At 52.7% G+C, this 17,754-nt stretch carries 9 protein-coding genes and 1 tRNA gene; 2 read left to right on the top strand and 8 right to left on the bottom strand.

Going from position 1 to position 17,754, the window contains the following annotated elements:
* Positions 1-221 precede the first annotated feature (221 nt).
* Entirely contained in the window at positions 222-1,004 is a 783-nt protein-coding gene (locus PUR_RS08885; RefSeq protein WP_179034931.1) for an SDR family NAD(P)-dependent oxidoreductase, read from the bottom strand.
* A 204-nt stretch (positions 1,005-1,208) separates the two neighbouring features.
* Between PUR_RS08885 and PUR_RS08880 the strand changes: the two genes are divergently transcribed.
* Positions 1,209-1,285, top strand: a tRNA-Pro gene (locus PUR_RS08880).
* Between the two features lie 114 nt (positions 1,286-1,399).
* On the opposite strand, the gene PUR_RS08875 is transcribed toward PUR_RS08880, so the two are convergent.
* From PUR_RS08875 to PUR_RS08865, 3 genes are all read right to left on the bottom strand, one after another.
* On the bottom strand, positions 1,400-2,092 hold the full coding sequence (locus PUR_RS08875; protein WP_232101782.1) for an ABC-2 family transporter protein: 693 nt from the start codon (positions 2,090-2,092) through the stop codon (positions 1,400-1,402).
* Between the two features lie 89 nt (positions 2,093-2,181).
* On the bottom strand, positions 2,182-2,985 hold the full coding sequence (locus tag PUR_RS08870) for an ABC transporter permease (protein ID WP_179034930.1): 804 nt from the start codon (positions 2,983-2,985) through the stop codon (positions 2,182-2,184).
* Positions 2,982-4,061: an ABC transporter ATP-binding protein gene (locus PUR_RS08865; protein WP_179034929.1), complete on the bottom strand. Its 1,080-nt coding sequence runs from the start codon at positions 4,059-4,061 to the stop codon at positions 2,982-2,984. Before PUR_RS08865 ends, PUR_RS08870 begins: the two co-directional genes overlap by 4 nt.
* Before the next feature lie 408 nt (positions 4,062-4,469).
* Between PUR_RS08865 and dpsA the strand changes: the two genes are divergently transcribed.
* Positions 4,470-5,369, top strand: a complete 900-nt coding sequence (gene dpsA / locus PUR_RS08860; protein WP_232101781.1) for a dipicolinate synthase subunit DpsA — start codon at positions 4,470-4,472, stop codon at positions 5,367-5,369.
* 29 nt (positions 5,370-5,398) lie between these two features.
* Here dpsA and PUR_RS08855 read toward each other — a convergent pair whose 3' ends face one another.
* From PUR_RS08855 to PUR_RS08840, 4 genes are all read right to left on the bottom strand, one after another.
* Positions 5,399-6,124, bottom strand: a complete 726-nt coding sequence (locus PUR_RS08855) for a 4'-phosphopantetheinyl transferase family protein (protein ID WP_179034927.1) — start codon at positions 6,122-6,124, stop codon at positions 5,399-5,401.
* Between the two features lie 106 nt (positions 6,125-6,230).
* Positions 6,231-7,421 carry an Acg family FMN-binding oxidoreductase gene (locus tag PUR_RS08850; protein ID WP_179037824.1) on the bottom strand — a complete coding sequence of 397 codons (1,191 nt, stop codon included), beginning with the start codon at positions 7,419-7,421 and terminating at the stop codon, positions 6,231-6,233.
* Positions 7,422-7,433: 12 nt separating this feature from the next.
* The gene (locus PUR_RS08845) at positions 7,434-16,556 is read right to left on the bottom strand and encodes a type I polyketide synthase (RefSeq protein WP_232101780.1); all 9,123 of its coding nucleotides are present in this window, start codon (positions 16,554-16,556) and stop codon (positions 7,434-7,436) included.
* Entirely contained in the window at positions 16,553-17,731 is a 1,179-nt protein-coding gene (locus tag PUR_RS08840) for an MFS transporter (protein ID WP_179034926.1), read from the bottom strand. Before PUR_RS08840 ends, PUR_RS08845 begins: the two co-directional genes overlap by 4 nt.
* Positions 17,732-17,754 lie beyond the last annotated feature (23 nt).

Here is a 17,754-nt window from a genome sequence, read left to right as displayed (position 1 = left end):
CTTGTACCCGCACTCCGAAATCAGCTTTCCGCCGGCCCGTCTTCCGGATTCTCGCAGCCGCTTGCGTTACCCGCAAGGGAATCCGTTCTCTGGTGAAGCCTTGTTTCCGGCGTACTTCATTTCATCTGCGTATTCATAGCTATGAGGTTAACGCATTTTAACATTTCAAGTATATCCATGGCCCTCGTTCCTGTCAATCTGCATGCTTTATCCAATCCCGGTTACAGCACCGCTGAAGAGCCCCCGTCGATATTGACGGACGTTCCGGTTACATAGGATGCCGCATCGGATACCAGGAACGCGATCACATTGGCCGCTTCTACGGCTTCCCCGATTCTTCCCAGCGGAATGCCGTGGCTGGGAGCGGCCGAGAATTCCTCCCAGCTCAAATCCGGCGCGGCCTGTTTCCACTTCCGCTCGATTTGGTCGCTTCGGATAAGGCCGATGCATACCGCGTTGACGCGAATGCCTGCTCCGGCCAAATCCTTGCTCATCGCTTTGGTCAGCGCGAGCCCTGCGGCGCGGCTAACCGACGTTGGCAGGGAAGCTGCGGACGGAGCCTTGCCTTTTACCGCTGTGACATTAACGATCGCGCCGCCGCCCGCCCCGCGCATATACGGGATCGCCGCCCGCGCGCAGTGGACAGCGCCCAGCAGCTTCAGGTCAAGGTCGGCGTCCCAGGACTCGGCGTCCACTTCCTCGAACGGCTTGGCGGCAGAGGTTCCGGCATTGTTGATCAGAATATCGACGCCTCCAAAATGCGCTCCAGCCGTCTCGACCGCTCGCCGGGCGCCCTCCTCCGACGAGATATCGGCCTGAATGACCAGCGGCTCCGTTCCCGTCTCTTCATATATACGACGCGCGGCTGCCTGAAGCGGCTCCAGCGTACGGGCGACGATCGCCACCTCAGCGCCTTCGCTCGCCAGAACGATGGCCGTGGCCAGGCCGATTCCTTTGCTTCCGCCGGTCACAATTGCCTTTTTTCCTTTCAACCCCAGTTCCATGTTAACTCCCCCTTAAACGGCGGATGATACCGCCCTGTTAAAAATTCTCATATGGACATTATACAGACTGACGGCCAGTAAACCTACTGCGGAAGATGTTCATATTTTCAACTCTTTTTTTCCAAAAACACTCCTTTACAGGAATCGCAATCAGGCGTATAATCTCTAATTGTTCGGGCGCAACATCACCGATAAATCCGTTAACGAGACGTGGCTCAGCTTGGTAGAGCGCTTGCTTCGGGAGCAAGAGGTCGCAGGTTCAAATCCTGTCGTCTCGACCATCTAAAAATGACCAAACCCTTGATAGATCAAGGGCTTTTTTGTTGTCACTAAAAAGATCATAAATATCAAAATTGGTGTCCTCTATACAACTCACCTGCCTGCCGATACCCGCTTTATCCCCGCAGCCCCATCCGGTTGCCGGAACTATACCGGGCGAGCCCCCGGTGGAACGACGTCAACGCGCCTATCCCCAGCACAGTTACCGCAGCCAGCAGCCCGACCATAAAGCCCCAGTTGAACTCCCGCAATAAACCAACCGGCAGATAGCTGATGAATCCTGCTGGTAAAATGGTAAACAGCAGGATCTTCCCCCAGCTTTTGAAAATATCCGTAGGGTAGGTACTGAACGATATGAAGCCTATAAACATCTGATACCCGATTCCTTCCGCATTTCCGATATAGAAGGCAAGGGACTGGATCAGCAGGTTAAAAAAGGTGAAGATCATAGCGGCCAGCAGCACCGCAGCGACGTATTTTAACAGCCCCAGCGGGGTATGCTGCCCGAACCAGGCATAGATCACCAGCCCGAATACAAAATCCCCTACCGCCGTTAGCGACATCCGGTTGACCAGAACATTCAGAAGCACCGGCTTGGGCTGAGCCAGATACAAATCCAACTCGCCGTTCGCCACGATAAAAGCGATGCGCAGCGTATTGCCGAACAGCATATTGGATATGCCAAAGCCGGCCGTGCTGACGGCCCAGACCATCATCACATCGCTCAAGGTCCATCCGTTGATCAGGGGAAACCGCTGAAAGTACATGGCCCAGAAGAACAGGAACACCATGTTGCTTAAGGCCATCATCCCAGCCGTCATGGAAGAAGCTGAGGCGAAACTCCATGGCGCCGGCCAGATTCAGCTTCCACGCTGTAAAGACAAAGCCGTATTTTCGTTTAACCGCCGTTAACATTAAGCTTGTTCACCCCTCTCCTGAACACCAGGCTGAGCAGCAGACCGAACACCAGCCCCCAGACAACCTGGATTCCCAGCATCTGGAGCATTCTCCCGGCTTCAAATTGAACGGCCGTCTTGACCGGAAAATAGATCATGGTCTGAAAAGGCAGCCAGCGGCAGATGCTCCGGAACGGCTCTGCAAACAGTTCCAAGGGAAGCAGCATCCCTCCCACTGTAAACAGCAGCTTGTCATATACGAAAACCAAGCCTTGAATTTCCTCCACCCAAAAAGCGCACAGCGCCAGCATCATCCGGATCATAAAATTCAGCGTTACCGCCGCGGCAGCCACCGGCACAAAGCCGAGCCAACCCCATCCGAAGCCCGGGACGCCAAAAAGCGCCAGGCCCAGGGCGCCTCCCACCAACAGGTTGACGACAAGCCTTACGGCAAATTCCCCGGCAAACTCCGCGTACCGGTAGAGGATGTAGTTCACCGGTCTGCACAGCAGGTACCCGATGCCTCCCGTCTTCACCTCGTCCTCCACTGTAATATGAAGCTTCGGCATAGCCGTCACGAGAGATTCGGAAAAAATAAGATACCAGATCAGTTCCTCGAAGCGGTAGCCTCCGATAACCTTCTCCCCTGTACCGGCATAAGTGGCGGTCCACAACTGAATGAAGATATAGAGAATGATGAGCAGAAACAGCGTCCTTACCAGCAAATCCATAACATACATGAGCTGATTTTTGACCGTTATGCGGCTAACGGCCCGATATTTGCGCAGCTTGACCGATACATTCATAGGGAACCTCCTGAAGCGTTGCCGCGGTGAAAGGCGGCTGCCCGAGCAGCTTCCTTTTCCGCGCCTGCGGGATGCCCGGCGAAGGAGCCGAGCGCGCCGCCGGTGCGCTCGTATATCTTGGCGATAATCTCCTCCATAGGAGGATCTTCAATGGTTACATCCTCTACCCGATAGTGAGCGACGATGTACCCGAGAACCTCTTCGATGTTAATCACAGCGGTGTCAATGTTAAGCTTCAGCCCATTCCCTTGCTGCTTCAGGATCTGCACGCCGGGGAGCTCCATAGAGTCGGGCTTCTCCTTCAGCCGTAGGTCGATGGTCTTGTAGGTGAGGTAATCCCGCTTCATCCGGGATACCTCCTGATCGAGAATAATATCGCCATGGTTGATGACGATAGCCCTTTTGCACAACTGCTCAATATCGCCCGCGTCATGAGAGGTGAGGAACAACGTGGTTCCTTCCTCCCTGTTCATCTCTACAATCAGGTCGCGAATCTTCTGCTTGACGACAATATCCAGTCCGATGGTGGGCTCGTCGAGGAATACCACTCTTGGGCTGTGGAGCAGCGCCGCCACAATCTCACAGCGCATTCTTTCGCCAAGAGACAGCCTGCGCACGGGAGTGTTCATATAAGGTCCAATCTCAAAGCGTTCGGCCAAATCGTCTCTGCGACGCAGAAAGTCCATTTTCGGGAGCTCGTAGACGGCCCCGAGCAGCTCGAAAGAGTCCACAGGCGGAAGATGATACCAGAGCTGCGACTTCTGCCCGAAGACGGACCCGACCACGAAGCCCAGCCTGCCGCGTTCCTTCCAGGGGCACAGACCCAGCACCTCTGCATGGCCTGATGTCGGATGGAGAATACCGGTCAGCATTTTAATCGTTGTTGATTTTCCTGCACCGTTAGGTCCCATAAAGGCCAGGATCTCTCCCTCCTCGACCGCAAAATCAATTGGCCTCACCGCTACTTTCTCCTTGTATACAGGCCGGAACAAAGACTGCATACTGCCGCGAAGCCCCTGCCGCTTTTCCTTGACATTGAACACCTTACTTAGGCCCTGCACACGTATGGCCGACATTGACATTTCCTCCCCGAGTTTACTCTTTAAATAAGAAGAAACGGCTTCGCCGTCCTTTTGGCAGCTTAAAAATGATAAGCGCCCAGCTTATAAATTCTAATATTTTAAAAAAAGACCCTGGCACCGAACTTGCCTGAGGTCTTTTAACTCTATGATGGGACGCCGAGCAGTATATTCGCAGCGCCTGATCTTCGCTTGGTTCGGCAGCCTCGAACCCCGGTTCTCCAGCTGTCTTTTCCAATTATTTCTATCGATACTACCATAAGGACAGAGAAACCGGCAAGTATAATTTACATAAAGTGTAATCGTTTAACTAGTTCGGCAAATGGGGATAACAACGGAAAGGTAAAGGAAAACAAAATTCTGATGTCGAATCTCTTAGGAAAAGTAGCTGAGAGGACTGAGTATGTGGAGTCGTTAATCGGTAAAAAGGTTGTTCTGATTGGCGGAGATAACCGCCAGCTGGAAGTGATTCGAGTGCTTCTTGAGCTGAGAGCAGACGTTCGAATCATTGGCTTTGATAATCTGTTGCCACTGGACGGAACTGTTAAAACTAGTCTAAGCGTCGAATCTTTAAGCCAAGCGGACGCAGTGATTCTCCCCGTATCCGGAACCGATGAATATGGAAAAACAGAGTCTGTATTCTCGTCAGAGGAGCTGATTCTAACCGAAGATCTGTTGGCCTCGATTCCCAAACATGCCAAAGTATTTACTGGCATAGCCAATCGTTATCTTAGAGACTTATGCAAGATTCTTGGTTTAGAATTAATAGAGCTATTTGAACGCGATGACGTAGCCATCTACAATTCTATTCCTACGGCCGAAGGTGCTGTGATGTTGGCAATCCAGCATACGGATATTACGATTCACGGCTCCACCTGCATGGTATTGGGCCTGGGTAGAATCGGGATGACACTAGCAAGAACGCTCAAGGGGCTGGGAGCCGGTGTAAAAGCAGGAGTCAACAAGCCTGAAGTTTATGCAAGAGCCTGGGAAATGGGCTTCAACGCCTTCTATACAACGGATTTAAAAAGTCAGGTGAATGACGTCCATATTATCTTCAACACTATTCCTTCATTGGTTATCACTCAGGACATCATTGCCTGTATTTCAAAGGAAACTCTTATTATCGATCTGGCTTCCCGTCCGGGTGGAACAGACTTTCACTTTGCCGAGGAGCATGGAATTAAGGCGTTATTGGCACTGGGTCTGCCAGGAATTGTGGCTCCTAAAACAGCAGGACACATCCTGGGCAGAACGATCACGAAACTGCTTTTGCAGGAAAAACAAAGGTTTGAATACGAATAATCGAAATTTCACGGGATATGAGATAAATATTACAAAATAGTGCTTTGCACAGGCATTCCGGCTATCCGTTCATAAACCTCAGAACACTCAACCCTTTTAACAGCATCTGCAAAGTATTCCTCCGTGGAGCACACGGACAGCTTGTACGAAGGATCAACCTCGTATTGCCGAAAAAAGAACGCATGCGCGGAGTGTGTCTGGGAAATGGAAATGGTATCGGATTCCCTGTCCTTATGGATCGCAAATGAACCAAGAGGCAGCGTCAGTCCGGCGCCGGTAGCTTTGAGATAGCTTTCTTTAAGTGTCCATAAATCATAGAAATAGTCCAGTTGACGGGACTTGTTCTCCGTAATCAAATGGCAGTACTCCGCTGGCGCGAAAAAACGTTCGGCAATGTCGAGTTCAATCGGCCGGATTTCTTCAATATCAACCCCGATCCATTGTCCTTTTTCCGCAACGGCAGCAACAATCCAGTTTCCGGAGTGAGATACATTGAATGCAAAACTTGGATCCATTTCAAAAATAGGCTTGCCGTTGGGATTGTAAATAAACGAAATCTCTCTGTTTTTCAGCTTGTATTTGTCCATAATCAGAACGCGGATGAGCAAATCGGCCCAAAGAATCCGCAATGCATCTTTTTTGCTTGCCATGCGCTTGATGCGTGCACTTTTCTCGAATGACACATAATCGCATAATCCTAAATATTTTTGATAACAATCCTCATGCGGTACCGGCAGCGCATAAACCTCAACCATTGATTACAATCCACTCCTTCAATGAACATAAAAAATGAACAGTGAACAGAGGAGTGTCGATCCCCCTGCTCACTGCCGCGTTTATCGATCTAAACCGCATGCTTTCTTATTCCGAAATCAAATCCACTGCCTCCCGCCTCATGCTGAGCGGTGTATCTTGTGTCGGTCTGCCTAAACGGATCAGGAACTGGATCGTTTCACCCGCCGCTGCATATTCCCGGTGAATTTTGCCGTAAGCCTCATGCATTTCAGGATATTCCTGCAATACTTGGCTGAGCGGCTGCATCACGAGTCCTTCCTCATGCGCGGTAAGTATGAGCCTGCTGTACAACATTCCCGCCTTAACCTGGCTGGTCCGGCTGTTATCCTTGCTAAGGATCAAGGCATACGAAGGAGTATGGCCGGCTGCGGTTTGGGCCGCTTCGACTGCGAGCTTGGTCGATGCTTCCTCATTGTTAAGAAATGGAATGATCGTGATTAACCCTTGCAGCAGATGCTTTTTCCATCCCGTCGTTCCCTGCCCTTCAAATGAAAATCCATAACGGTATTTATTTTTCTGATATTCATTGGAACGGAAAATCCGGGCCGACTCGTCGTTCATCCGCCGCAGACCGGTTTCGATCTCCGTGCCCTCCACACCGTAGGCTCCGAACTTTTCGATATCCGCTTTATCGTTCAGGATAGATAAGATCAAGTCTTGATCCGTGTTGGTTTTGTTCAGCTTTCGGATTTGAGCGGACGTTATTTCATCCGGCTGATAGGCCATTCTGTTCGTATCCGGCAAGAACATGAATTCATAGAGCGGATTATTTTGCGGGCTCGCCTTGGACAGCGTAATCTTCGCCACCGGCTTCCGTTCCATACTCTCGCTTAAATGTTGTTCATCGTACTCCCCATCCGGAAACAGGACGATCTCGGCTGGATACCCCAACTGCTCGCCGGCTACTCGCATATATTCCAAAAAGGTGCCTTGTGAAACCAACGTTTGCCGGGCTAAAGAGTCCGATTCCAGCGCGAGCCGTTCGTTGTCGGTGTAAAGGTACAATAGCAGCGGGTTCTGTTGATCCAGGCGGATCTTCCATGGCTGAAGGTTGTGGCTGTTCGCGGCCAATAATCCATGAGCTATGACCTGCAATCGCGGGTCCTCAAACTGTTCGAAATAATCCCGTTTCCAAGGATCGAGATACTTGGCCTTCTTCTGCGCACCGCTGGCTGTGAACAAGGTCACGGCCAGCACGGCGAGCAGAACAACGACAGATAGGATAGTGATCTTCGTAATTTTGTAGCCCTTGCTCATGCCTCTCTCCATTTATACCTCTATTTTTCGAAGCCCTGTCTTAATGGCCGGTTCTTCCTCTTGTTCATATGAAACCTTATAGGTCTCATTAGCGAACGGATAGGTCGGCAAGAGAACCTTTTTCTCATGGGGATTAAAAAGTCCTGACGGATCAAATGGAACTCCAAGAACATACAGCTTGCCCATACCCTGCAAAAGGTTCTCCACGGCGTCCAAATCCAGGGAGAGGCTTATGGTCTGGAATGTTTCTTGGTGACTGACCGGCAGATTAACAGAGCGAAGATCGCTTCCGTAATAAAGCAGCGCTTCGCCCGCACCCAAGGCTTCCGTAAAATCTTGTTCCTCTAATTTATCCCGGGTAGCGTTCTTGACGAAAGGCCAGAGCTCGCGGTTGTGGCTGCGGTAGATTACGCCTGAAGGAGTTACCACCGGGCATTTTAAAAATTCTTGGGCATCGGTTGTTGTATAAACGGGCTCCCCGCTTTCGTCCTGAATGAATAATGCGGCTTGCCGCAGCGAAACTTGGCCTGTGAGAACGAGTGCCGCGAGTATGCCTGTTCCCTCGGCAAAGATTCCGGCGGGACGAATCCCTAAATCGAGCAGCAGTTTTGAAGCCGCATAGTGAAGAGCAAAAGACTCAAGCTTCTCCCCGCCATCCTTTATTTCTTGTTTCGCCTGCCGGTAGGCAGAGTCAAAGCCTGGGAACCGCGAGCAGAGCACATCCAGTTCGCTGCCGCTCACGGTTATTTTACCGTCCAGCATGAGATGGACCGCTGCAGTTCGGCTTGGATTAGAACGCCCTCTGCTAATTTCCGCAAAAGACTCGCCATTTTCAACCGCAGAAAGAATGCTGGTCAAATGCTCTTTGGATTTAATGACGGCCGCAGCTTTGACGGACATTTCTTTCTGTGAAAGATTCATTGTGCAGCATACTGAAGCTACGCTAACCTCCGCTTGCTTCTCCAGATGCGCTCTGAGGTTTCCGGCAACTGCTCTGATGCCTTGTTCATTTCTGCCCGTAAGCAGCAGCAGATGCGGCCCGTTGTCCGCCGGGGAAGGCGTATCCGAAATTTGCGGCGCTTGTTCCAAAATAACATGGGCGTTGGTTCCTCCGAATCCGAAGGCATTGACGCTTGCCCTGAGCGGAGCGCTTCCTTCCGCCTTCCAGGGTCTTGGATATTTATCGACCACATAGAACGGGGAATGCTCAAAATCAATATTCGGATTCGGCTGGTCATAATTCAGCGTATGCGGCAGGGTTTGATGTTTGAGCGCAAGGGCCACCTTAATCAGACTGGTTACCCCGGCGGCTGAAAGCATGTGCCCAACGGACGATTTGACCGAACCAATTCCGCAAAACTGCGTCTTGTTCGTAAAGGTGCTGAACGCCTGGGTCATCCCCTCAACTTCAATGGGGTCGCCAAGCGGCGTGGCTGTGCCGTGCGTTTCGACATAAGAAATGGTTTCGGGATGAATTCCCGACCGCCGGAACGCTTCTCTGATAACTTCGGCTTGGCCTTGCGGCCTTGGCGCCGTAATTCCCTGGGAGCGGCCGTCGTTGTTAATGGCCGAGCCTTTGATCACCGCGTGGATGCAATCGCCGTCTCTCAGCGCGGCTTCAAGCGGCTTCAGCAGTATGGCTCCCGCCCCTTCACCCAGGACCATTCCGTTTGCTCTTTCGTCAAACGGATAGCAGACCCCGGTCGGCGACAGCGCGGTCACCCGGCTGAGGGAGACGAACGGCGTCGGGCTTAAATTCAGGTTCACGCCGCCCGCAATGGCCATTTCCGACTCCCCGGTGCGCAGACTTTCGCAGGCCATGTGAATGGCTACCAGGGAAGAGGAGCAGGCGGAATTTACGATCAGACTCGGCCCCGTCAAATTCAAGCAGTGGCTTACCCGCGCCGCCACCTCATTCAGGCCATTTCCGGCGACCGTATCCGGAACGAGGCGGGCCGGCTCCAGCACCCCGGAAATACCGGCGAGAATTTCTTGCCGTTCTTCAGGGTTCATCCGGTTGAAGGCGGGGCTGTCCGCCAGACGGTTTTTAATCAGCATATAGGAACGGTAATTGGCGAAATGCTCCATGTAGGTGTTCTGCTCGCAGCCTGCGAACACGCCGATTTTGCGGGTGCGGTATTTCCCTCCATACCCCGCTTGCTGCAAGGCCTCCCAGGCAATCTGCAGAAAGATCCTCTGCTGGGGATCGGTAGCCTCCGCTTCTTTCGGCGACATTCCAAAGAACAACGGATCAAAGTCGTAAGGAGCATCGATAAAGCCCCCCCGGCTCATGTAGGTCGTATGAAGCACATTTGCATCGGTGTTCACATGCTCATGATTAGACCATCTTCCGGGAGCAACGGGGCGGATGGCGCTTCTGCCGTTATGCAGCAGCTCCCAATACTCCTCCTGATTGTTTGCTCCAGGTATGCGCAGACCGATCCCAATAATGGCGATATCCTGCAGTTTTTCATCCTTCCTGCTTTCTTCAGGTTTCTTATTCTCTTCGTGAGCAGTCATTTTCACTGGGTCCGCTGTTAGCAGCTCTTCGATATGTGCGGACAATTCTTCCGGTGTCTGATATTCAAAAATAAGCGTCGGGTACAGTTCGGTATTAAATATGCCGCCGAGCTTGGAAACAACCTGGACCGCCCCAAGCGAATCGAGCCCAAGTTCCATGAAGTTCTTGCCCGCCTCCAGATGGCGGACAGGAACTTGAAGCTGCTCGGCAATCGTCCGGTACACAATATCCCGCACTTCTTTCGCAGTACGATAAACCGGCGAACGGGCGCCAGAATCGACAGCGGCGGGCTGCTGCTCTGCTTTTAGCGCGGTGGAGCGCTCCTTCTTCTCATCGCTCTTTACCAGGTCCAGTATATGAATGACATCAGGCCGGTCGGTTCCCAAGGCTCTCAGGAAAGCATCGGCGGCGGCGGAATGAACAAGCGGCTTCATCCCTTGTGCTCTAAGCGTCAGCTGAAGAAGATCTCCAAACTCCGTTCCCGCCCCCGTATCTGACCAGAGCGAGAAGTTGATCGACAAGGAACGCCCCGGCGCCTGCCCCTTTGTCCGGTAGGAGCTGTAGCCATTTAAGAATGCGTTGGCGGCTGCATAGTCTCCAAGACCCGAGGCCCATGCTTTGCGGGTGGCCGAAACGGAAGACAGGGACGCGAAGAATCGCAGCGGCTCCGAACGGGTTACGAGATCCGTAATAATGGTCCCCTTCCATTTGGGAGCCAGGACGTTGTCAATATCGCTTACACTTCGGTTTAAAAGCTTATGAGGCGTGTACTCCAGTTGCCCTGCGGCATGAATTACTCCATGCAGGGGGCCGTAGGCGGCGTGAATCTTGCGCAGCAGATCCTCCATTTGGGCCTGATCCGTAACATCTGCGGCCGCATACATAACCTGAGCGCCCAGCTCTTCCAGTTTCGGCAGGAGAAGATGATCGGGCGGAAGCTGTTTTCTGCCCGTAAGAACCACATTTATCCGTGCTTGCCGCGCAAGCGCCAGAGCAATTTGGCCTCCCACGAGCCCAGTTCCTCCGGTGATCAGGTACGTTTCCCCATCGTGAAGTTCAACGCTTTTTCCGACTGCCGGCACGGGCATTTTCTCCAAGGTGCGGACATAACGCACTCCGCCACGTATGACCGTGATCGACTCCTCATCGGCCTTCTGCTTCATTGCAATCTTCAATGCTTTGGCAAAATCCCGGTCTGATGGATATTCTTCCTTGTTCATATCGATCACTGTAACCTGGATTCCGTCATTTTCAGAATCGATGACCTGGCTCAGTGTGGCGGCTGCCGCCTGATTCGGGTTGCCCCCGCCTGCATCTTCCGGCAGTTTATAAGCTTTATCCGTAACAATTACAAGATGCCCCTGGCTCAGCCCATGGCGGACCATGGCTTGTCCAAAGTGAAGCAGACTGTAGAAGTTTTCATTCATGCTGATGTCATTCAGCAGATTTTCAGTCTGAAGCTCTTCCTGCAGATAATGGGATAAATGAATAACAGCCGATAGCTTGCCTGGCATCTGTTCCAGTAAATCCGTATAATCCTCCGCATGGTCCGGCCGTATAGTAAAGCTGCGCTTACCATCGTAGTGGAACTTATCGCCGGAGGCTACATAGAAGACCGGATTTCGTTCAGCGTCCAATGAGCGCTCCAGTTCCCCGCCAATCTCAAGGTTGCCGTTCCATACGAGCACAGCCCCCTCATTTATAAGGGTGTTGTCAACAAGAGCCTCAGGCTTCCACTGCCATTCATGGAACAAACCGCTGCCATTCACGGCATAAGCCGAATCCGACCCAGTTCCAAAGTCTGGCTTGAACGTTTTACGCTCAAAGGGATAGACCGGCAGAGCCGCTTTGCGATAGGCATGATCGGGCTCTACCGCGGTCCAATTGATGTTCACTCCAAGAGAAAATAATTGACCAAGCATGCCGAGCCAGGTCTCCCAATTATCCTTCTTACGGCTAAGGGTATGGAGGGCCTGCGGTTTGCTTGCGTACTGCAAGCCTCCGGCCATCCCGGCAAGAATAGCGTCCGGGCCGCATTCGACCAGAACCGTAACCTCCTGGTCAATCGCGTAAGTTATGCTTTGCTCAAACTTCACGGCATCCAGAATATGCTGCATCCAATACTGCGCCGTGGGCGGCTCCTGAATGACTTCAGCAGTCACATTGGAAATGACCGGAATCTGCGGAGCGTGGAACACCGTGGCTTCCAGTTCTTTCTTGAACGCTTCCAGCATCGGCTGCATCAGCGGCGTGTGAAAGGCTTGGGAAACGTTGAGTCTCTTAGCTCCGATTCCTTGCGTCTGCAGCGCGGTCACAAATGCTTCCACCGCCTCCGCCGTTCCGGACACAACCTGATGCGTGACGTTGTATCCGGCGACCCACAAGGAACCTTCAAAGGATTGCATCAAGGCATCAAGCTTGCTGCTTGAAGTAAATACGGCGGCCATGGCTCCCGCCGCCGGCAGCTCGCTCATTAATTTGCCTCTTACGGCTACCAATCTTGCCGCATCCGCAAGGTTAACGACGCCCGCGAGACAAGCGGCAGCCCATTCGCCGATGCTGTGACCGAGAAGGTAAGCGGGCCGGATGCCGGAATCCAGCAGCAGCCTGCCAAAGGCATAGTCCATCGTGAAGACGGCCGGTTGGGTGATGTTTGTCTGTGCAAGAACTTGGTTATCGGCCTCCGCACCGTAGAGTAAATCGGTCAGCTTCAACTGCAGATACGGATAAAAGGCTTCGGAGCAATCGTCCACAATTTTACGGAAAGCGGGAAGTTGGTCGTATAAAGCTCTGCCCATCCCCGCGTATTGCGAACCTTGTCCGGTAAACATCAACGCAATCTTCGGCGAAATAAAGGCTGGGGTGGATTCCGGTGAACTGAGTTTCAATTTGCCGATAAGGTCCTGGGCCGAATCCGCTACAGCATGGAAACGGTGCGGCAGCGCCGTACGCGCAACATTTTCCGTATAGCAAATCTCGGCGAGTGAATACTCCCCGGATTGTTCGAGAAAGGCCGCAAGATCCGCTTTCTTCTGCTCCAGCGCGGAAGACGTATGAGCCGACAGCCCGATGACATGCTTCGGCCGCTCCGGATACGCTTCCCCGCTTATCGTGTGGCCCTGCGGCGCCTCTTCTACAACCATATGGCTGTTGGTCCCGCCAAAGCCGAAAGAGTTAATGGCCGCACGTCTGGCCGCTCCATCCGCTACTTTCCATTCGCTGGCTTCCGAGAGCAGATAGAAGGGAGTCTGCTCAAATTTCAGCATTGGATTCGGCTTAACGACATTCATCTGCGGCGGCATCGTTTTGTTCCGCAAGGCCATGACGATTTTGATAAAGCTGGCGATTCCCGCCGCGCCCAAAAGGTGTCCGATATTGGATTTTACCGAACCAATGGCAATCGACTGCCTTGCAAGCCCCCAGCTCTTGAACGCTTTATCCAGCGCTCTGACTTCGCTTGGGTCGCCGATCTTCGTACCCGTTCCATGGGCCTCCACATACTGAATATCCGCCGGATTCAGCCCGCTGCGCACATAGAGGGACTCGATCAACTCCCTCTGCCCGTCAGGGTTTGGGGCCATTACACCGATGGAATGGCCGTCATTGTTGATTTCACTCGCCCTCAGAACCGCCAGGACGGAATCTCCGTCTCTTTGCGCTTGTTCAAGGGACTTCAGCATCACGAGCCCGCCGCCTTCTCCCGGCACGAATCCGTCCGCATCGGCATCAAAGACGCTGCTGCGCCCGCTTGGAGACAAAGCGCCTGCATTGCTGAAATATTGATACGAAGTAGGCGTCAGCAGGAGAGAAACTCCTCCGGCGATCGCGGACTCGCATTCCCCTCGGCGAATGGAATCGGCGGCAAGATGCAGCGTGACCAGCGATGATGAGCAGGCCGTATCCACCGCCATGCTCGGACCTTTGAAATTGAATTCCTGGGAGGTCCGCGCCGGAATCATATTGACGATATTATCGACCAGCAGATTGGAATGATCGCCAGTGTAACCCAGCTTCCACCGCCACTCTTCCAGGATCCGCTCCTGCTGTTCGCTGCTAAGCACGGCGAAGCTGTCGAAGCTCTGCAGCTTCATCCGGTTCAACGTATTCAGATGGTATTCGAAATAGGAATTTCCTCCCGCACCGACAAAGAGTCCAACCTTCTTCCCGCTCATTTGCTGCCGGGAATACCCCGCCCGTTCGATCAGCTCGTATGTCAGTTCCAGGACCATCCGCTGCTGCGGGTCCATCACCGCCGCTTCTTCTTCGGAGATGCCAAACAAGCCGGCGTCGAAGCCGTAGGGATTGTCAAGAAAGCCCCCGGTACGGCAGTAGGTCTTGCCGAATTCCGGAGTGGGACTGTAATAATCGTCAATATTCCAATGGCTGCCGGGCACTTCGCCGATAGACTGCACTCCCTGCGCCAGGTTGTTCCAGAACTCCTCCGGGCTGGAAGCTCCCGGGAAGCGGCAGGCCATCGCGATCACGGCAATATCCCCGCCGCCGGACTTCACTCCATTTGAAACGGACGGTTCCTTTCGTTCTTCGGACGGTCTGCCGTTGGAGTTAACCCAGGCGGCAAGGTACTCGTCCATTTCACGCACGGTGCGGCATTTGATTAACAGATCATGTGTCAGCTCCATGGACAGCTCATCCTCAAGCGCCCCAAGAATTTGCATCGCCTTCAGCGAAGTCCCTCCCAGTGACAGGAAGGGCTCATCGTACGGAATAGTTTCCACCGGTTTATGAAGAACAGATGCCCATATGTTCCGGATTTTCTCCGCAAATGCCCCGGAAGCGGAAGCGGCTTCACCGCCCGGCGTTCTCTCCGGTTCCAACGGCTTAGCTTCAGCGGCAAAATAAGAGCCCGGATACGTCTTGTCCTTAAATTCACCCTTCTTGAATGATCCGACGAGCTGGAATCGCTGCACTTTGCCGCTGGTCGTCTTGGGAATGGAGCGGATGAATGAGACATAGTCGACAGGAATCCCTATCGTCTCGTTGATGTGGCGGAGGATTCGTGAATAGACCGGCTCCACATCCTTCTCCTGCAGCCGCAGGGTAGAGAACAGCCCCACCTTTTCTTTTCCCTCTTCCTCATCATGCCAACCGCAAACGGCAATTTTCCCGGGTTCGACTTCGTCCAGTTCTTCGATAACCGCTTCAATATCATGGGCGAAAAAGTTCTGTCCATTGACGAAGATAATGTCCTTGATTCGTCCGCTGACCGTTAAACGCCCGTTCAAAATAAAGCCGGTATCGCCGGTCTTTAACCAGCCGTCCTGAAAAGACTTGGCCGTAACCTCAGGGTTGTTGATGTAGCCGGAAGTGACATTCCGCCCGCGAATCTGAATTTCACCCACCGTTCCCTCTGGAACGACTGCGCTGGTCTCCTCCTCCACAATCCGAATTTCCATGCCGTTAACAGGATAGCCTTCATCGGCCATTAAAGTGGCCCGCTTGTCGTTCTCGTCAATAGCCTCGGCGCGGGATTCCCCCGCCAGCAATTCGCGGTTCAGCGAGTGTACCTGAGGCTCTTCGCCCAGGATGGGAAAGCTTACGGCCAGGCAGGCCTCAGCCATCCCGTAGACCGGAAACATCGCATTTTTGTTGAATCCGCTTTTCGCAAACTTGTCCATGAATTTCCGCATCGTCTTGACCGAAATGGGCTCGGCGCCGTTAAAGAGCAATCTTAGCGAGCTTAGGTCCCATGAGCCCAGCTGCTCTTCCTTCACCCTGCTATAAACGAGACGGAGTCCGAAATTGGGGCAGCCGGAGAAGGTGATCCGGTGCTTATCGATCATATCGAGCCACAGAGTCGGCCGCTTGACGAATTTCATGGGCGTCATATTGAACTGTTTAATTCCGCAAACCAAAGTGGAGAGGTGGAAGCCGATCAGCCCCATATCGTGGTGGTACGGCATCCAGCCGAGGGAACGGTCTTCATCCGTCATCCCCATGCTGGATATAATGGCTTCTAAATTTGTTAACAGGTTGTCATGGGTCAGGATCGTTCCCTTGGGTATATTCGTGCTGCCGGAGCTAAACTGGATCAGCGCGGGCGAATGGGCATCAGCCAGCATAAGAACTCCGTCCTGCTGCGCCTGATCCAGGCTGTGAGCTTCAAGAATCTCAAGTCCGCCGATGCCGAGTGTGGTTTCCATTTCTGCACGGGCCTCGAGCAGACTGCGGTCGGACAGAATCCGGGGACGCTCCAGAACCTCCCATATTGCCAGCAGCTTGCTGAGCGAGGTATTGATTACTTTGGAGGAAGCCGGGTAGGATGCCGGAACAGGGATAACGCCACCAAGGATGCATGCCCAGAAAGTAAGAATGAACTCCTTGCTGTCTTCCAGCAAAATCAGCGCATACTGGCCCGGCTTAAACCCTTGTTCCTGCAGGCCTCCGAGACGGCGGGTAGCTCCGTCCAGCAGAGCCTGATACGAAAGGAAGAACTCCGAGTTATCATTTTGGATAAAAGTGATGCCTCTGTCCGGGTTGCCCGTCACTTGAACGAGGGCATTCGCCAGATTCCCGAGCTCGGCAAATTTGCCGGTTATGCTTTTCCCTTTGAGAATGGAAAGGTTCTCTTTACTCTTCCTTTTGAATCTGCTCACAACATTTCCTCCTTGGCTAATCGTACTTTTGAACCTTTTCTTGTCACAAACATATGGGTCAGAAACAAGCCAAACAGCAGCAGACTTGCCGTAAAAATATGCCGGTGCCCCCACACGTCCATAACGACAGAGGAGAAGAACGGCCCCGCCGCCGAACCAAAGCCGTAAAAGGTAGTGAACCACGCATTTCCCGAGGAACGCTCGCTTTCCGATAAATCTTGAACCGCAAGAGCCATAGAGAGAGGATACAGCGGTCCGATCATAAACCCGGCGGCGAAGGAAAACAGCATTTTAAGAGTTAAATCCGAAACGGACACGATGCCGATCACAGCCAAAGTGGAAAAAAGAACACATAAAGCCAGGCACTTCCTCCGCCCCATCCGGTCGGCCAGATAGGTTAATGGAAGCAGGCCGATAATGCTGCCGATCACAAAAATACTTAAGGCATATCCTGTCCGGGAGACCGCGACATGCTCCCTTATTAAATAGAGGGGATATAAAGAAACGACAATCGTTTCGCTGAACCCGTACACGAAGGCGCCGAAGAGCGCCGGCGTAATTTTGGAAATGACCTTGTCCCTCGCGCGCCCGGGAATGACCAATACATCCGTCAGCTTAAAATGAATTATTCCTGCTGCGAGCATCAGGCACAGACCGCTGAAAGCAAACGGCAGCCATGCTGCATAGCCGTACACCTGCGGCGCCAGAGCCGCGCTGACAATCAGCCCCAAGGCAAAGCACAAGCTGTAAATGCCGTTGATCATCCCCAGACTCTTCACACTAGAAAGATTGTGCAGCGCCGTCTGCATCCCCACCATATTGCAGCTAATGCCAATCCCCATCACAGACATAAGGCCCAGCCAAATTCCGTTGATGGTGAAAAAAGGGAAAATCGATGCGCAAACTGCGGTTAGCAGCAGACCTGTCGTTATGACCCTTTTCACATTGCTTCCTCTCATCGTTCGGTCCACAAAAACGGAACCAAGCGCCATAAAGAAAAAATAAGAGGAAGAAATAATGCCGATCCAAATTTCATCACCATGGTTGGTTGTCATATGGGTGGTAGAAAGCGGGTTGATGACACCCATGGAAGTCCCCACCAGCAGGGCAATGCTGAAAATGATCCCTTTGCCCCCGCCAAAGAGTTCATGAAGTTTGCCCGATCGTTGCTCCATTTTCGCTTAGGCCCCTTTTACGA

The sequence above is a fragment of the Paenibacillus sp. URB8-2 genome, assembly GCF_013393385.1.
Taxonomy (GTDB): domain Bacteria; phylum Bacillota; class Bacilli; order Paenibacillales; family Paenibacillaceae; genus Paenibacillus_AQ.
The sequence above is the reverse complement of the archived record's forward strand: the minus strand, read 5'-3'. Positions and strand labels throughout refer to the sequence as shown.

Coding starts and splice junctions, on each gene's coding strand:
- PUR_RS08885 (WP_179034931.1), bottom strand. CDS start 1,004: ATGGAACTGGGGTTGAAAGGAAAAAAGGCAATTGTGACCGGCGGAAGC.
- PUR_RS08875 (WP_232101782.1), bottom strand. CDS start 2,092: ATGATGGCCTTAAGCAACATGGTGTTCCTGTTCTTCTGGGCCATGTAC.
- PUR_RS08870 (WP_179034930.1), bottom strand. CDS start 2,985: ATGAATGTATCGGTCAAGCTGCGCAAATATCGGGCCGTTAGCCGCATA.
- PUR_RS08865 (WP_179034929.1), bottom strand. CDS start 4,061: ATGTCGGCCATACGTGTGCAGGGCCTAAGTAAGGTGTTCAATGTCAAG.
- PUR_RS08855 (WP_179034927.1), bottom strand. CDS start 6,124: ATGGTTGAGGTTTATGCGCTGCCGGTACCGCATGAGGATTGTTATCAA.
- PUR_RS08850 (WP_179037824.1), bottom strand. CDS start 7,421: ATGAGCAAGGGCTACAAAATTACGAAGATCACTATCCTATCTGTCGTT.
- PUR_RS08840 (WP_179034926.1), bottom strand. CDS start 17,731: ATGGAGCAACGATCGGGCAAACTTCATGAACTCTTTGGCGGGGGCAAA.